Here is a 16,960-nt window from a genome sequence, read left to right as displayed (position 1 = left end):
TCCGTATAAAGCCATCATCCTGATCGCGGTGACACATTATAAAATGGTGAAAATTTCTCTGTAATCTGATGGATAATAAATGTTAAATAGTTGTCGCAAGAAATACTAATCGGCAAGAGAGGATATTAAGATGATTGGAATAGATATGACGGGCAAGGTAACCCTGGTAACAGGCGCCGGAGGGGGAATCGGCGGCGGCATCGCGGACGTTTTTGCGAAAGCCGGCTCCAAGGTTTATGTGGCGGATCTGGAACTGGAAGACGCGAGACTAAAAGCGGGACAGATGAAAGCGGAAGGACTGCTTGCGGAAGCCGTGCAGCTTGATGTTACGAAAAAAGATGATATCTACGCTCTTATTGACCGGATTGTAAAAGAGAACGGGAAGATCGATCATCTCATCAACTGCGCCGGAATTGCCTACAGCAAACCCTATATGGAATCTAACGACGACGAGTTTCGAAAAACACTCGAAGTTAACCTGATCGGTGTCAGTAACTGCTGTCAGGCCGTTCTCCGGCAGATGATTCCCCGCAGGGAAGGCAAAATAGTGAATATCCTGTCGGCATCGTCCCGGCAGGGGAGCGACTTTTATACGCATTATTCATCGTCGAAATTCGGCGCGATGGGCCTGACCCAGGGCGTAGGGCTTGCCGCAGCCAGGCACAACATCAATGTCAACGGTATCTGTCCCGGAATCATCGAAACCAAGATAGGCGAAAAACAGGGCGGCGGCCTGACGCAGCAGATGGCGAAGTATTCGGGAAAGCCGGAGGAACTGATGCGGGAGAGTATCAGAAAAACCATTCCGCTCAGGAGATTCCAGAGCGGCGAAGATATCGGCCATATGGCGCTGTTTCTCTGCTCCGATCTCGCGAAAAATATCACCTGCCAGGCCATCAACGTCTGCGGCGGGATGCGAATGAATTAACACGGCAAAGACGCGCTGTGGCGGCGTCCTTTTCTCTCCGTGTAACGGCAGTCCAGAGCGTAAGCTGCCACAGCTTGATTTGCCGCCTGCGGCCGGTCAGTCGTGGCGGTGCGTCTCGGGCAGGCCCAATCGCGGGATGGTGTCTTTTTCAAAGTCGAACTCGATCAAGACGGCCGTTTCCTCTCCCACGACCCAGGCTTCATGGCCCGGTTCGACGACGACCACCTGCGGTGCGACGAAATCCAGGGTGCAGCCGTCATGGAAAAGAAAACGGAGGTGTCCCCGGGCCAGGAATCCCACATGCCCATGCATACACAGGTCGGTGTTCACCAGGGGCTTGATATGGGTTGACCATCGGAAACCGGGCGGGTAAATCATCCGCTTGACCCGGGCAAGGCCCGCCGGGACCACATCGAGCTGCATGATGCCGATTTCGCGGTGATCGGCTCCCGGCAGCACGGCGAGAAGGGGATCGATGCTCATTCTGGGCTCTCCTGTTTGATTGGACAAGAACTTACTGTTTGTTCAGGAACTCAGACCGGAACAAAATCGGCCGGTCGCACCTCTTTGAGCTTTAAGGCATCCACGGGACAGACGACGGTGCAGGCGCCGCATCCCAGGCACTTTTCCGGATCTACGGCAGCCAGATCATCCTTCATGGAAAGCGCGTCGAAAAAACATCGCTCCACACACGTTTCGCATCCGCTGCAAAGATCGGCATCGACTGTGGCCTCAAAACGGCTGGGCGCCACCCATTTCTTCGGTCCCTTCATAATTGCCCAGTTCAGGCAGCAGTCATTGCAGCAATTGCAGATGACATGGCCGACCGTCTGGCGATTATCCACAACATGCACCAGCCCTTCCTCCCGGCACTTTTTCAATATCTCAATGGCCTCGTTTTTGGACAATACCCGTCCCGTTCCCCGGTCGATATTGTATTCGGCGGCACGATCGACCTGCATGCAAACTTCCAGCGGCTTGGTGCAATTACCGGAAATTACGCGGCAGGAGCAATTGGTAACCGAAAGTATTTTAGCATCCTCGATAATCTTTATGACATCATCGTAAGCCAGAATCCGTGATTGCGGTTCGATGCTTTCATTGACGGGGACAACCCGCATGATGGAACCGGGCAGCATTTCCATGATCATCTGACCGTAATCCGGCCATTCCTTTTCCATGTACTCTTTCCACAGGTCCAGCACATGCCTGGAAATTCCCGGAGTCAGGCTGGTGGAATCGTGCATCTGCGGAATGGTTTTGACACGGTAGAATTTTTTTTCACCGCCTTTGGCGGCCTTGAAGATCAACCCCCGTTGAAATAAGGAATCCATCATGGCCGTAATCGCGTCTGCGGACAATCCTGATTTTTGGGCTAATTCTTCGACGGTTGCAGGCGGGGAAGCCAGGAGCATGACTCTGGCCTCATCGTCATTAACAAGCGCTTCGAAGATTCTGGGGATGAGCGGCGATTCTCCCGCCCCGATGGCGCGGGCAAGTTGGCTGCACAAATTCATGTCTACCATATCGGCGTATCCTCCGTTTCAAAGAATTGAAGAAAGTATCGGAAAAAATGTCTTTCATGTCAAGGACAAACAAATATCCATGGAATGTGATACGGGTCACGGGCAGACCTCAATATGCAATAACTCTTTCTTTACAATAACATGATATCTTGTTAGAGGTTGTCACGCATATTTTAGGAGTACGGGGCGCATCGAGCTGACGGTTTTGCTTAAAACATCAACGCTGAGGGTTTGAATCGGAATATGAAAAGAACATTGGATAATGCCCGCGCCATAGTCCAGGAGATACTTGAAGATATTGAAAAGAGGTCGAACGCCGCCCGGCTCGACGGGGCGGCGTTCGACGATTTTCAGGCGCGCCTGCGCCGGGTTGAGGATGACGTTTCCCTGGAGTGCCTGCGCGGCATTCCCCGTAAATACATGACCATGATCCGCGACAAAATCGGCGCCGAGATTATCGCGGCTGTTGAACCCGGAAAACTGGGCGCCGTTTTCGGCAGCCGCGACCGCATCCGGCAGGCGTATCAAAAAATCACCATCCTGCTGGAAAAGTACAATCATGCATTGAAAATTGCACAGGACAGCTTGACGGAGATAGATCGTCTCAAATTTGTGCAGAAAGAGATGGCGGAATCCCAGATTGCCAACTTGCAGGAGCTTGAACTGTTCGAACAAAGCATGCGGCACATCCAGTGGCTGGTCGACATACAGCTGGAACCCTTTGAAAAGGCCATGAGCAGGATTATCAACTTTCTTAACGCCAGGCACTTTGAAGTCTATCTGTTCGACGATGACAAGTTTCTGACCACCAACCTCAATACCGACGGGAAAATTTTTATCTACAACAAACAACAGGAGGAGAGTCCTGAGCTGCCGCATGCCGTTGACGCGCCGACTTTTCAGGAGGTGCAGGAAACCATTTATGAGGTCCCCCTCACCGTGGAAGGGCGGCAGATCGGCCACTGCCGCATCCTGTGCACGAAAACACCGGATTTCGACCGGGATATCTGGATCAAAAAAGTTGACTTCGTCACGCCGGTTGCCGCCCGCATCATTGAAGCCAACCAAAACCGGCTTCTTGCCGCCAAGGTCTATACCGACGATCTCACGCAACTATACAACAAACGCAAGCTCAACGAGCAGATGGGACGCCTGTTCAAGCAGTTTAAAACCGGGCAGAAAAAATTGTTTGTCGCGATGATCGATATCGACAAGTTCAAGAGCTTAAATGACACTTACGGCCATCCCGTCGGGGATCAGGTCCTCAAGAAAGTCGCCCAGCTGATCCGCGATGGGGTGCCATACGCCTATCGTTACGGCGGCGAGGAATTCTGCGCCGTTTTTTACGGTTATGAAAAGCAGGTGGTGCTCGATACCATGGAAAACCTGCGCAGGAAAATTGAAACAACATCTTTTGCCATCGACGGCCTTGAACACCCGATAACGGTTTCTTCAGGGATTGCTGAATTTGAAGTCAGTATGCACGCCGTGATGGACGCCATCGACCGGGCCGACAAGGCGCTGTATGTCAGCAAGGAAGACGGGCGCAACCGCTGCACGTATTATGACGACATCAAAGACCGTTATCTCGCGGACGCCAACCGTCTGCGTCATAGAAATCTCATGCTGGAGGAAGAGGTCGAACTGCTGCGGCAGGAACTCTCCGGGATCAAGGGAGGAAAGAGCCGCTGACCAAAGAGAGCGGACCGGCGGCATACAACGCACAGCTGCCTTTGAATGCCTTCCTTAACTCAGCATTTGACGGATTTTGAAAATCGTGATTGGTTACTCATCTTGATGATTGATGTACTGCGACACCATCGGTCAACCGGCGGCAGTCAGAGAAGACCAATTTAAATTCCGTAGAATCGCTTGAAATCGATCTACTCAAATAAAGCATAAGGTACGGACATGAATAGCGGATTATTTTTTAAAGCCCTGTTTGAACCGCGGGCTATTGCCTTTATCGGTGCGTCCGCAAATCCCTCCAAATGGGGATTTAACATTCTTCACCACCTCATCAGGGGAGGTTATGCCGGCAACATTTATCCAATAAACCCTCAGGGCGGCACATGGTTTGGCAGGCCCCTGTATAAAAGCCTGGCTGAAGTGCCGCGGCCTGTTGAGATGGCCATCATCGTTGTCCCTAAAGAAAAGGTTCCGGATACGCTGCGCGAATGCATTGCCGCTGGCATCCCCGCCGCCATCGTCATCACCGCCGGATTCGGCGAGACCGGCGCAGAGGGAAAGGCTCTGGAGCAGGAAGTTCTTTCCGTCGCACGCGAAGGCGGTATCCGCATGGTGGGACCGAACACCATGGGAGTGTACAGCGCCTATCCATCGCGCATGCAGGCGATCATGACCGCCTCGCAATTCACACGGGGGGCCGTAGCTGTTTTATCCCAGAGCGGCAATCTGGGGACCTGCCTCTCCGACCGGTTCATCCGGCGGGAGATCGGCATCAGTCGCCTGGTCAGCTCCGGCAACGAGGCGGATCTGACAATTGAAGATTACCTGGACTATCTGGAAACCGACGACAAGACCAAAGTCATTTGCCTGTATGTGGAAGGTGTGCGCCAGGGCAGCCGATTCATCGATACGATCAAACGGATATCGGCGACCAAGCCGGTCATCCTGCTCAAAGGCGGTACCGGAACCATCGGCGCGGACGCGGCCATGTCGCACACGGGCACGCTGGCCGGAAGCTTCATGGTGTTTCGCGCCATTTGCCGTCAGGCCAATATCATTGTGGCGGATACCATTGATGAGATGGTGGATATCGCGGGACTCCTGCTCTCCCAGCCGGAAATCAAAGGGAAGAGGATCGGCATCGTCACGCAGGGGGGAGGGCTGGGCGTTATATCCGCCGATCTGTGCGAGGCGGCAGGCCTTGAGGTTCCGCCGCTTTCTGCCCGGGTGGTCGGCATGCTCGACGCCTATCTGCCGTCTTTCTGGAGCAGACGCAACCCCGTTGATCTGGTTGCGCCGGGAAAGGTTTCGATGATCACCGATTCCACTGCCGCGTTGTTAAAGTACGCGGACATGGACGCCATCGTTCTGCTGGGCTTAGGCTATATGACCAGCCGTGCCAGACGCTGGCTGGCATCCGATGTGCTTCCCCGCGACGTTATGGAGGGGCCTGCCGGGAAAATGATCGCCGGAGAAATGGAGCTTCTGGATCTGATCGTGGAACAAATCAGGGAGTTCAACAAGCCGATCCTGCCGGTGATCGATGTCGTCGGTTTTGATGATCCCGATGAAGGCAATATCGTCCGGCATCTGGATAAGATGGGGATTATGGCATACTCGTCTCCGGAACAGGCGATCCGCGCGCTGGCCAAGGCTCAAGCCTATTATCAGAAGCGGCGCGCGCGGGCGGAGCATTAAAAGACAAGAACTCTGCGGGACCAGACAGAAAACGGAGGAACTGATATTTGATGAGCAATATTTATGAAAAATTGCGCGACAGGCTGGAAATGATGGCAACCGGTTATCCGGCAACAGCCAATGGCGTAGAAATTAAAATCCTTCGTCAGCTCTTCAGCGAAGAAGACGCGGATCTGTTTTTGAAGCTGGAGGCCAAACCGGCAACGGCCGGGCAGGTGGCTTTGCGTCTGGCATCGGATGTTGCGGACATGGCGGTTCGACTGGAAGGAATGGCCCGCAAGGGCCTTATCTTCAGAGTCAGGCAGGATGAGGCGATCTGTTATTTTCCGGTTCCTTTCATTGTCGGCATCTATGAATTCCAGTTGAACAATTTAGATAAACCGCTGCTCAAGGACATCTCCCAGTATTATCTGACCGGTTTGGGCGCCACGTTCCACGGGCAGAAAACACCCCATCTGCGTTCCATTCCCATCAATGCCGAAATCGTCGCCGACCGGCCCATCTTCCCCTACGATGACGCTGCCGCGATCATCAAGGGGAAAGCCCGCATTGCCGTTGCCGAATGCTTTTGCCGCAAGGCGGTGAGCCTGTATGGAAAAACCTGTTCGCATCCCCTGGAGACGTGCCTGCAGTTTGAGACTTTTGCCGATTATTATGTGGAAAACGGAATGGCGCGTTACATCAGCACGGAGGAGGCACTGGCCATTCTGAAGCAAAGTGAAGCGGAGGGACTGGTTATCCATATTTTGAATTCTCAGAAAGTGGAAGCGATGTGCTGCTGCTGTTCCTGCTGCTGCGGCATGCTGATTTCGCTCAAGCTTTTCCCGGCCCCGGCCCGCGCGGTGAAAAGCAATTATGCCTGCCTGTTTGACGAAGCCCTCTGTAACCACTGCGGTATCTGCGTCTCGCGCTGCACCGTGGGGGCATTTAAGATGAAGGATGAGAAAGTCGGGTTTCACGCCGACCGCTGCATCGGCTGCGGTCTTTGCGTCACCACCTGTCCCACCGACGCATTGAAGCTGGATAAAAAAGCGGATGACAGCCTTTATACGCCGCCTGCAACCGTTTATGATACGTATGCGGTGATGAGCCGGGAAAAGGCCGGATAATTTCGAATTTTATTTATTCGGATAAAATCCCGTCTGCCAGATGCCGTCGGTGAAGATGATGCGGGAAGGCTCATCCAGCCGGGCCGGCACTTTAAATTTTTCAATGCCGTACTCGGGATCGTGCGGCAACTTTAAAAAATTTTCCGAATGCTGAGGCAGGATGGGATAAATAGCGCGGTCTTTGATCCCGGAAAATAGTGCGTCGATCGTCGTATATGCCGCCAGTTCCTCCAGGGTCTTCAGCGTCGGCGGCATCAGCATCACCTCTTTATTGTCATGCATTTTTAAAATATTTTCCGGCGTGCCCCACAGGCAGTCCGTCAACTCGTCGCAATCGGTCGTCGTCAATTGGCCTTCCGGCAGTTGTGCCAGAAAAAAGCGGGTGCTGAATCGCTTCGGAGAAATTTCCGGTGTAATCCAGTGGGCATAAGGAACCAGAGCTTCCGGGGACAACAGCAGGTTTTCTTTTTCAGCGATCTCTTTGAGTGTCATCTGCCCGGCGTTAAGTTCTCTCCGGTAGTCGGCAAAGCGGTCGATGGATTGATTGGAATCGAATTTCAGTGAATGTCCGCCGGAGTCCTGCGCAATGAGTATGCCTGCTTCTTCAAAGGTTTCCCGGATGGCGCAGATAAAAATACTCTGCGCCATCTCAGGGGATAAACCGGGATCCTGAAGTAATGCCTGCGGATTAAATTGATCCGGTGCTGCAATAAAGTTATTGAGCTGTAAGTCCGCGTCGGCGGCATCCACCTGACCGCCCGGAAAAACATAAGCCGCCGCCATAAAAGACTGATTGCGATGGCGGCATGCTAAAAAAACTTCCCAGTTGCTCTCGGGATTGCTTCGGACTAAAATAACAGTCGCCGATTCTTTAGGCACGGCAATTTGCACCGATGAAGGCACGATTTTTCCTTCCCTGGCATTTATTTGGCGATCTGGCCGCCGTCAACAACCATGACATGACCGGTCATAAAGGCCGAAGCAGGTGAAGCGAGGAATACGGCCACACCCTTCATGTCATCAATTTCACCGACATGGCGCAGCGGGATCTCATTGATGATCGCGTCGCGGATCGGTTTAAAATCGGGCTTGTCGATGTAAGCCATCATGTCCGTGTGAAAAAAACCCGGTGCGATGGCATTGACGCGAATGTTATACCGGGCCAATTTGACAGCCAGATTCATGGTCAGCAGATTGATGGCCGCTTTAGTGGAATTATAAGGAATGGCCGGATGACCTTCCTCGATGGAGCCGCGGAAAGCCATGACGGAAGAAATATTGATGATGTTGCCGCCGCCCTGTTCCTTCATGATGCGGGCGACTTTCTGGGTGAGAATCCAGACGCCGCGGACGTTGACGTTGAAAAGCTGATCCCATTTTTCCAGGGGGAACTCAAGGGTGGGAGCGCCCCAGGTCGCACCGGCGTTGTTGACCAGAATGTCAATGTGCCCCAATTTTGCCACAGCTTCCGCCAGCATGGCGTCAATGGTTTCTTCTTTGGCCATGTCACTGGCAATGGCCAGCGCTTTGACTTTGAACTCGGCTTCCAGTTCTTTGGCCGTAGCCTCCAGATTCTTCAACTTGCGGGATGTTAAAATGATATCCGCGCCTGCTTCGGCAAGGCCGGTGGCAATAAATTTGCCGATGCCCCGGCCGCCGCCTGTGATCAGCGCCACTTTTCCCTTGAGCGAAAACATGTCTGTGAGTTTCATCTGTTCCTCCTTAAAATTATTGTTAACCGGATGTTTTCCGGAATCGTTTTCATGCGGCGGCAAATAGTATCATAAACAGCCAAGAGTCGTTACCAAAATATGTAAAATTCTGTCATGATCCTGTCGGTTAATATATAAACTTTGTAGATAAAAAATATTTATGTTATGCACTTACCATCATGGTTGACCGTTTTGAAAACATTACCCTCCAGCAAATGGAGGCCCTGATCTGTCTGGTGGAAGAACGCAGTTTCAGCCGTGCGGCCAAGCGCATGTTGCTGACGCAACCGGCGTTGACGAAGAATATTCACAATGTGGAAGACTGTCTCAATGTGAAAGTGGTCAACCGCAGCCCTTCAGGTGTTTCTTTGACTCCGGAAGGGAAAATTCTTTATGATATCGCCCTGCGGATGGTTAAGCTGCGCAAGGAAGCGGGCGAAAAAATCCAAAAGCTGCGCGAAAATACGGGTGGCGACATCTATATCGGCGCCAGCACCATTCCGGCTACCTATATTATGCCGCATGCCATGAGTGCGTTTAAAAAAGATCATGCCGATATCCGGATTTTTATAAAAACGGAAGACAGCGAAGAAGTTTTGAATATGGTGCTGGATCATGAGGTGGAAATCGGCTGCATCGGCAAAGAACCGCTCAACCGGAAGCTGACGGCCGAACCGCTCTGGAATGACCGGCTGATTCTGGTTGTTCCCAAGCATCACCGTTTTGTCAAAAAAGGTTCGATAGACATCTCCGAACTGCTTGCGGAGCCGTTTGTCCTGCGCGAAAGGGGATCGGCGACGCGATCTGTTTTTGAAGCCTATCTCAAGGAAAAAAAGTCAATCAGCCTTTCGCAGCTGAATATTTGCGGTGAATTGGGAAGTTCCGAGGCGATCAGGGAAGCCGTGATTGCCGGGCTCGGCGTATCCGTCCTGTCGGTGCACGCGGTTAAGCGCGAACTGGCGTCCCGGCTTCTTTATGAAATTCCCATCACCTCCTGCCGTATCGAAAGAAAATTCTATCTGATTTACCTCAAGTCCTTCGATTTCCGCCCGCACCACCAAACCTTTGTCAGCTTTTTGAAAAAATACGAGGCCGGCAAAACCGTTTTAGATAACCGGTAGACCGGATTTCGAAGCGGAAAATTTATCATGGTCACGGTCCAGTGCTTCCCGCACTTTGGTGGCCAGGTCGTTTACCGAAAACGGTTTCTGAATGAAATGGACGCCCTCATCGAGCACGCCCTGATGGGCAATAACGTTGGCCGTATAGCCGGACATGAAAAGGTGCTTAATTTGCGGGTAAAGAGGCAGCATGTTTTGAGCCAGATCCCGGCCATTCATCTCAGGCATAACGACGTCCGTCAACAGCAGATTGATTTCAGAGTCATGCTCCCCGGCCAATCGGATCGCTTCGCTTGGCCTGCCCGCGGTCAGCACGGTGTAACCGAGGCTTTCGAGCATTGTCGCGGTCATTTCCAGGATGGTCGGTTCATCCTCGACCAGCAGAATGATTTCATTCCCCCGCTGGAGTGGTTCCGCCATGTCTTCCTTCTGGATCTGCACGGCTTTGCCCGCGTATCGGGGCAGATAGATTTTGAAGGTGGTTCCCTGCAGGGGTTCGCTGTAGACATTGATGAAACCGTTGTTCTGTTTAACGATGCCATAGACCATGGATAATCCCAGTCCGGTTCCCTGGCCGACCTCCTTGGTGGTGAAGAACGGTTCGAAGATATTGGACAGGGTTCTCTTATCCATACCACAGCCATTGTCGCTTACGGACAGAAGCACATAGTCGCCGGGGACAAAATCCGCGTGATAAGTGCAGTATGCGTGATCAAGGACGGTATTTTCCGTTTTGATGGTGACCTTGCCCCCGCCGGTGATGGCATCCCGGGCGTTGACGCACAGATTGGCCAGGATCTGATCAATCTGGTTGGGATCCATCTTCACGGGCCATAAGGTGCTGTTTGGCAACCAGGCAAGATCAATGTCTTCGCCGATGAGCCTTCTCAGCATCTTGAGCATGCTTTCCACTGTCTCATTAAGGTCAAGAATTTTGGGGGTGACATTCTGCTTGCGGGCAAAGGCCAGCAGTTGGCGGGTCAGATCTGCGGACCGTCTCCCTGCATTCAGGATATTCTGCAGTGCTTTATGGAGGGGTTCAGAGGGGGCAACCTTGTTCAGGGCCATTTCCGTATTCCCGATGATGACGCTGAGCATGTTGTTGAAGTCGTGGGCGACGCCTCCGGCCAATTGTCCCACGGACTGCATCTTTTGCGCCTGAATGAGCTGCGTTTCAAGCTGCTTTCTTCCGCTTAAATCGACCATCGAGATGATGCTTTCTTTCTTATCAGGAATAATGGCGGCGCTCGTCATGAGATCCAGAATTTTGCCTTCACGGTTTACGGCGCGAAATTCATAAGAGGATGGCGATGATCCCTGATCCTGCCTGCGCATCTTATGGTAGGTTTTCATTTTTTCCAGATCGTCTTTATGGACGAAAGCCGTCCAGCTCATCTTTCCTTCCAGTTCCTGTTTTGTATACCCGGACAGGCCGGCAAAGTTGTTATTGGCCATGAGAATAGTCGAGTCTTCGGCGACAATGATATTGGCCGTGGCCGTACTTTCGAATATCGTCCTGTAAAGTTCTTCGCTTTCCTTGATTTTTTGATAGGAGACGGCATTTCTGATGCTGATGCCGATCTGCGGGGCAATGCCCATCAACAGGTTGATCTCCGTCTGGCCCAGCGGCTTTTTCGTCTGGATGTTGTCCACCATGAGGATGCCCATGGATTCCCCTTTATAGACTATCGGAACGCAGATGAAAGACTGAGTGCCCATGTCGCGGATGAAATTAAGAGTCTTTGGGGACAGATCCTTTTCAATTAGCGATACATCATTGACCAATACGGGTTTCTGTTTTCTGAAGGCTTCAATGGCCACGCCTTTTGAGAGGGGGTTGTCCAGATGAAATTTAATGCCCTCCATGTAGGCTTCGTCTTTGGGATTGTATCCGCAGCCTACGGAATAAACGAGCAAATTCCTTTGCTCGTTTTGCAGCATGATCATTCCCCGGTCAAAATCCAGCCTGGTGATCAGCGATTTCATGGCATGCTTGAGAAGCTCGTCGACCTCGGGAATCATGGAGGCCGCCTGACCGATTTCCTGAATCAGAAGGGCCTCATTGTACCGGCTGTTGATTTGATCCAGGAGGAGGTCGGACGCATCCGCCTGATTGTTGATAATGGATAACAGTTCCTTTTTTTCCAGATGTTCGACATGCAGCGTCAATCCCATCAAGACGATGACGAACGACAGGACCAGGGCATCCCAGTAGGCGGGTTGGATAAAATTCAGTGCGATGATGCAACTGACCAGGCCGATGACGGAGGAGTAATTGCGGATGCGTTTCCAGATCAGGGAGGGCGTTTTTTTCCAGGAGATGACATACAGGCAGCAGTCCCCGCCCTTGTGGACGCAAACGGGATGTTCGATGCTGGCTAATTTGTTGGTGGAGAGTTTTGCCAGCGCCTCCAGTCCACCCAGCCGGTTAGAGCACTGGTAAGGTTTTTCGTCCACACCCGGCTGTAGCGTTACTTTCGCCTCAAGCTTATCCAATGCGATCGTCCGGGTTTTCATCACGGCTGCCCGGCTGAGACGGCCGTTGATTTTCTCCAAAACGCCGTACGCCGTTGCCGGGTTCATAAATCCCAGCATATACTGTCCAAGAGCGCCGGAGGCGCGGGATGTTACCGAAAAACGACCTACCTTCCTGGAGATGTCCGGATCCTGCGTCGCCTGCGCAAGGATGTCGTGAAACCGGTCAACCTGTGTCTGGGTCAGCCAGTGTCCTTCATCATCGAGCTGGAACATTTCAATGTCCGCGTATTTCAATAACGGAGCTATATTAATATCCGGAAAGAACTTTTTCAGGTACTCTACATAGCTCTTGATAATCCGGCTGTTGTAATACTGTTTTTCTTCCATCAGGTTCCTTTGAATTTTTTCAAGAAAAGCCGGATAATAAATCTGATTCTGAACTTGATATTTTCCATCATGTATTCACTGTATTCCCGGGCGTAATGAGCGTGAATGATCCAGAGATTATATTTCTTTTCAGGAATCGAAACATCCTGTGCTTTGAAATAGTCAGACGGATAAATGAGAACCGGTATCTGGTCCATCTTGTAATTTTCGGCCGCCACCTGCGCAATGGCCGCAGACAGGATCGGCCAGGGCAGACCCGCTGCATCGGTGACCAGGATTTTGAGCCCGTTTAAGAAGTCCGAGAGGCTGAGCCCCACGTTCGATTTGTTCACGATGATAACGGCTTTTAATGTTCCGTTTTGCGTGAGAGAGAGGCTCCGGCAGCTTCGGAGGAACCCATGGCCAGCATACAGCTCTGAAAGGAATTTTCCCTCTTCGCCTTCCTTATCCAGGCTCAATACATCCAGCAGGAGTCCGTTGGACGTATTCTGATAAAAACGCCTTAATTCTTCCAGATCCGCGGCTGTGCAACCGGCTAGCACACACCCTTCAGGCAGGGGCGTTCTGGTGTCGGATGTCGGATAATTGATATAGGAAAAAAGGTCAAGCGAGCAGGCCCGCGGGTTCTTGAAATGCCTGGCGAAGCCGCCGAAGAAATGATCGGGAAAACGGTTTTCCGGCCGGAAATAGAACATCATATAGTCCATCCCGACGGTAGGCAGCCGATAGAGGCCGTTGAAATAGTGCATGATCTGTTTCAGGACCTGCAGGCCGGTCCTCTTTTTGTTAAGCGGTCTGGCGGCAAGGTGGTGAACCATCCAGGTCCGCCTGTAAGATCGGACCATGGAGGCATGCCCATATATCCGGCCATTTTGCTGATACGTGATCTGCGTGGTGATTTCGGGATTATCGCGATACAGCCGCTGATAAGCAAGCTTCATCGGCTGCCGGTGCGCGTGGATCGTGGTATATTTTTTAGGATAAATGAAACCGCTGTCAAAAAGAAATTCCCAAAGCTGCTCGGCATCGACCTCATCGGCAACATGAGCGCCGGGATCAATGATATTCATGACAATATGACTCAGCCGGTTGTAGGCGACAACGTCCATATCCAGGATAACAAAACCGTAGAGGATGATGCTCTTCTTTATTGCGCGGCGGTAGAGAACCTGTGCTTCGCATGGGATTTGCAAAGCGCCTGAAAAGTTCATTTTCAAGTCAGGAATGATCATACCCGGGATGAGAACATCTTCATCGGCGGCAAGCTCAATGGCGAAGCCCGAGGAGGAAAGGTTTTTAACGTCCAGCTGAATATTTTTGAGAATTAATGGATGCTCAAAGGTGATATTCGGCACGGGCCTGACCGAAACGCGGGGGCTGCGCCATTTTTTCTTTAAAAAACGGCTGATCTGGCTGGTCGCCGGGGCCAATACAATTTCCCGAAGCCCCTGGTCAGCCGTTTGTCTGATGCATCGGCAGGATGCCGAAAAAACCATCCGGCCATTCCGGTAAAGATTGACCGTCGATGGGTTGTCGGCATTAAACCAGCGGAAAGATCCGGTGGATTCCGGGCTGACCTTAATGGTGAAGGCCCGGGAACTGAAATCCGTCAGCTGCCCATGGGCCTGAAACCCGTCCTGTACCAGCATGGCATTGATGCCCTGACAATCAAAGTGCCTGGCCTGCCTTTTGCCCAGGATATACGCGCGATCGGGCATTTCAATTGTAAAATGATCTTTTTGAATGTCCAGGAGATTGGCGGGCACGAGGAACATCGTGAGGCCGTTGGTCAGGATAATGTCCAGGATACTCGCGTTTTCCGTAAACAGGCCGCTTTTCTCCGGCCAGCGGCAGGTTATCGAGTTGTCACCGCAGGGTTCCGGATGGGCTTCGACAAGGAGTCCCTCTTTATAACGGGGGTGCTGGAGGTGGACCTGGACCATGCCATCCATGAAGTGGATGCTGTTCCACAGGTTGATAAGTTTACGCTGATTAATCGTTTTTTTGGAGCTGAGTTTTCGAATAAGATTATGATGGCGGAAATAGGACGGGATGACCACGGGATCGGGATCCGGGTGTTCATTAAACTCTTTCACTATTATCGGGCCCTGCTGGTTCATGGGACAGCCTCCTGCTGGAATTTCTGCCTCTAAAGATTCCGGATAAATCCTGATATTGCCAATGCAGCTTCCCTGGGTTTCTCAAATTGTATGGCATGGCCGCTGCTGAAGACGATTAACTGATTCTTTGTCTCTCGGGAAAATAACTGATCCAGAAATTGTGTGATTTTCCTGTTGTCCACGATGCGGTCCTGTTCCGCAATCATCGCGAGCACGGGGAGGCCGTTCCGGGGCATGGCCAACCAGGACATCTCCTGAATTTCACTTGCGATCCCTGATGATTTCAAATTCAGTAATGTGGTTTTAAGATCATCTTTTTCGATGAAGTCCAGCCATTCGTCGACTAGTGTAAAATCAGTGGCCTCCATGGGGATGGGAATGCAGGCATGATCGCGCTCGGGTTTCAGTTTAAATACGGCCATCATCTCCTGCGTGATTTTTCTGTTGATGCTTAAAACGGAGTGGAAGCGTTCATTCCAGAAAAAGCTCGGAGCCATCAGAATGAGGCTGGAAACGGCATCGGGCATCCCGGCTGTCGCCACGGCGGCGTATTGCGCCCCCTGACACCAGCCGGCGAGATGCACCCTTTTGAAAGATTTTTTCAGCAATTCAATGTGCCGGGTGACGTCTCCAATTGCCGCATGGACGGAACCCAGGTCTCCCCGCTTATCATTCAATCCGCAGCCACGCCGGTCAGCGGCGATGACGGTTAGATCCGGCATCATCGATCTGAGCTGAATCGCCAGCGGCGCCAGCCAGCCTGAATGACTCATGCCCCCGTGCAGAATCAGCACCGCATCTTCACCTTCCGGAAGGCCCCACCGCCGGTAATGAATTTTATACCGGTCGGGCATTTCGAGAAAACAGATGTCCGGCGCGCCGTCATCCGCTGCCTGAGGCATCCGGCACTGCATGCCAAAACCGGCATCCCAGTTTTCTACCGGGACGATCTGAAGCCCCCGGACGGTTTTCAGATGATAAGGCATGCGCAAATCCAAAAGCCCGCCGCGTCCGAACGTCAGGGTCGGTTGGGATGGTTCCCGTGACACCAGATAATCGCCGAAAGCCCCTTCATGGGCCGCAAGATTTTCTCCGGCAGCAGCGGAGATCACCAGTGCAGCCCTTGTCAGCAATGATGTTTCACCGACGTGACAACCTACAATAATCGGCCATCCCAGCTTTTTTACTTCGGTGATCATTTGCAACGCCCGGGTAAGACCGCCCACCCGCGAGATTTTGATATTGGCGATGAATTGACCCGGCACATTTTGAAATAACCGCAGATCAGCCAAGGTGCACAGGCTTTCATCCAGAATCACGGGAAGTCCCGTAGCCATACTGAAACGGCTGATATCTTCAATATGCCGCGCCTGCACCGGTTCCTCCACGGCAAACAATCTTTCGCGCCCCAGCGCCAATGTGAAAGCGATGGCTTCATCACAGCGATCCTTCCACAAATTATTGGCGTCCAGACGAATACGGGGAGTGGGAGCGTGATGCTGAACGGACAAATCCTCCAGCAGTTCTATTTTTTGCGTGTCTTCTGCCGGATTGCCGCTGAGTTTGATTTTGAAATCCGCAATTCCGCGGATCAGATATTGATCAACCAGGGTGGCATATTGCCATAATTTTTGATCCCCGAGAACGGCTGTGTAGCGGCCATAGCGCATATCGCCTCTGAGTCCCAGCAGTTCCTCAACTGAACAGCCCTTTTCCCTGGCAAGAAGGTCAAGTATCGCCATTTCGACGGCGCACCATGCCGAAGGATATTGATCGATCATTTTTGCATGAGAGGATGACCATTGCTTCAGATCATCGAGCGTTGAAAAATCCACCTCGCCTGCGGAAAACGTTTCCCTGACCCATTGGAGGCTGGAGGTGAGATCATCGCCCGCCACATAGTCTCTGGGACAACCTTCGCCGTATCCCGTATGCCCCTGGCTTTTTGCCTCGATCCAGAGGCTTTCCCCTTCCTTCCGGGTCGCCGCAGCATGCCGGACAGTGGTTTTTAAAGTTAACTGCAGCGGCTCTGCTTTGATCTGGATGTTTCTCTTTGTCACCCTATTTTTATCCTTCTTTTTTTGATAGTAAATTACCAATAATGTTGAACTTTATAATAGGAGCGGGCTTGAATGTCAATGAAAGATTGACCATTGTATGTACAAAGGGCTCATGATTGCAGAATAGTTGCA

At 52.0% G+C, this 16,960-nt stretch carries 12 protein-coding genes; 5 read left to right on the top strand and 7 right to left on the bottom strand.

All coding sequences use genetic code 11. The features are described from left to right. Positions 1-130 precede the first annotated feature (130 nt). Positions 131-928 (top strand): sorbitol-6-phosphate 2-dehydrogenase, encoded by a 798-nt coding sequence (locus CVU71_11195; protein PKN18079.1) that lies wholly within the window; start codon positions 131-133, stop codon positions 926-928. Between the two features lie 96 nt (positions 929-1,024). On the opposite strand, the gene CVU71_11190 is transcribed toward CVU71_11195, so the two are convergent. Then, positions 1,025-1,411 (bottom strand): hypothetical protein, encoded by a 387-nt coding sequence (locus tag CVU71_11190; GenBank protein PKN18078.1) that lies wholly within the window; start codon positions 1,409-1,411, stop codon positions 1,025-1,027. 50 nt (positions 1,412-1,461) lie between these two features. Beyond that, entirely contained in the window at positions 1,462-2,454 is a 993-nt protein-coding gene (locus CVU71_11185; GenBank protein ID PKN18077.1) for a 4Fe-4S ferredoxin, read from the bottom strand. 243 nt (positions 2,455-2,697) lie between these two features. Here CVU71_11185 and CVU71_11180 point away from each other — a divergent pair, with 243 nt between their 5' ends. The 3 genes from CVU71_11180 (at position 2,698) to CVU71_11170 (ending at position 6,950) form a co-directional block, all read left to right on the top strand. After that, entirely contained in the window at positions 2,698-4,146 is a 1,449-nt protein-coding gene (locus CVU71_11180) for a hypothetical protein (protein PKN18076.1), read from the top strand. A 219-nt stretch (positions 4,147-4,365) separates the two neighbouring features. Continuing rightward, positions 4,366-5,841: a hypothetical protein gene (locus CVU71_11175; protein ID PKN18075.1), complete on the top strand. Its 1,476-nt coding sequence runs from the start codon at positions 4,366-4,368 to the stop codon at positions 5,839-5,841. Positions 5,842-5,891: 50 nt separating this feature from the next. Next, on the top strand, positions 5,892-6,950 hold the full coding sequence (locus tag CVU71_11170; GenBank protein ID PKN18074.1) for a 4Fe-4S ferredoxin: 1,059 nt from the start codon (positions 5,892-5,894) through the stop codon (positions 6,948-6,950). A 9-nt stretch (positions 6,951-6,959) separates the two neighbouring features. On the opposite strand, the gene CVU71_11165 is transcribed toward CVU71_11170, so the two are convergent. Together CVU71_11165 and CVU71_11160 are read right to left on the bottom strand one after the other, a co-directional pair. Continuing rightward, positions 6,960-7,853, bottom strand: coding sequence for a hypothetical protein (locus CVU71_11165; protein PKN18073.1), 894 nt, complete (start codon positions 7,851-7,853; stop codon positions 6,960-6,962). Positions 7,854-7,873: 20 nt separating this feature from the next. Beyond that, a complete protein-coding gene (locus tag CVU71_11160) occupies positions 7,874-8,662 on the bottom strand; it encodes a gluconate 5-dehydrogenase (GenBank protein ID PKN18072.1) in 789 nt (262 codons plus the stop codon). A gap of 179 nt (positions 8,663-8,841) precedes the next feature. On the opposite strand from CVU71_11160, the gene CVU71_11155 reads away from it, so the two are divergent. Then, positions 8,842-9,783, top strand: a complete 942-nt coding sequence (locus tag CVU71_11155; GenBank protein PKN18071.1) for a hypothetical protein — start codon at positions 8,842-8,844, stop codon at positions 9,781-9,783. On the opposite strand, the gene CVU71_11150 is transcribed toward CVU71_11155, so the two are convergent. From CVU71_11150 to CVU71_11140, 3 genes are read right to left on the bottom strand one after another with little or no spacing between them, the layout of a single operon-like run. Then, positions 9,769-12,648, bottom strand: a complete 2,880-nt coding sequence (locus CVU71_11150; protein PKN18070.1) for a hypothetical protein — start codon at positions 12,646-12,648, stop codon at positions 9,769-9,771. The genes CVU71_11155 and CVU71_11150 overlap by 15 nt on opposite strands. Beyond that, positions 12,648-14,768, bottom strand: a complete 2,121-nt coding sequence (locus tag CVU71_11145; protein PKN18069.1) for a hypothetical protein — start codon at positions 14,766-14,768, stop codon at positions 12,648-12,650. Before CVU71_11145 ends, CVU71_11150 begins: the two co-directional genes overlap by 1 nt. Before the next feature lie 29 nt (positions 14,769-14,797). Continuing rightward, positions 14,798-16,828 (bottom strand): hypothetical protein, encoded by a 2,031-nt coding sequence (locus CVU71_11140; protein ID PKN18068.1) that lies wholly within the window; start codon positions 16,826-16,828, stop codon positions 14,798-14,800. Positions 16,829-16,960: the final 132 nt, after the last annotated feature.

The organism is Deltaproteobacteria bacterium HGW-Deltaproteobacteria-6 (assembly GCA_002840435.1).
Taxonomy (GTDB): Bacteria; Desulfobacterota; Syntrophia; order Syntrophales; family Smithellaceae; genus UBA8904.
Note: the sequence above shows the minus strand (reverse complement) of the source record. Positions and strands in the feature narration are given on the sequence as shown.

Bases quoted from the DNA above. Each gene is read 5' to 3' on its own strand.
- CVU71_11195 (PKN18079.1), top strand. From the start codon at position 131: ATGATTGGAATAGATATGACGGGCAAGGTAACCCTGGTAACAGGCGCC.
- CVU71_11190 (PKN18078.1), bottom strand. From the start codon at position 1,411: ATGAGCATCGATCCCCTTCTCGCCGTGCTGCCGGGAGCCGATCACCGC.
- CVU71_11185 (PKN18077.1), bottom strand. From the start codon at position 2,454: ATGGTAGACATGAATTTGTGCAGCCAACTTGCCCGCGCCATCGGGGCG.
- CVU71_11180 (PKN18076.1), top strand. From the start codon at position 2,698: ATGAAAAGAACATTGGATAATGCCCGCGCCATAGTCCAGGAGATACTT.
- CVU71_11175 (PKN18075.1), top strand. From the start codon at position 4,366: ATGAATAGCGGATTATTTTTTAAAGCCCTGTTTGAACCGCGGGCTATT.
- CVU71_11170 (PKN18074.1), top strand. From the start codon at position 5,892: ATGAGCAATATTTATGAAAAATTGCGCGACAGGCTGGAAATGATGGCA.
- CVU71_11160 (PKN18072.1), bottom strand. From the start codon at position 8,662: ATGAAACTCACAGACATGTTTTCGCTCAAGGGAAAAGTGGCGCTGATC.
- CVU71_11155 (PKN18071.1), top strand. From the start codon at position 8,842: ATGGTTGACCGTTTTGAAAACATTACCCTCCAGCAAATGGAGGCCCTG.
- CVU71_11150 (PKN18070.1), bottom strand. From the start codon at position 12,648: ATGGAAGAAAAACAGTATTACAACAGCCGGATTATCAAGAGCTATGTA.
- CVU71_11145 (PKN18069.1), bottom strand. From the start codon at position 14,768: ATGAACCAGCAGGGCCCGATAATAGTGAAAGAGTTTAATGAACACCCG.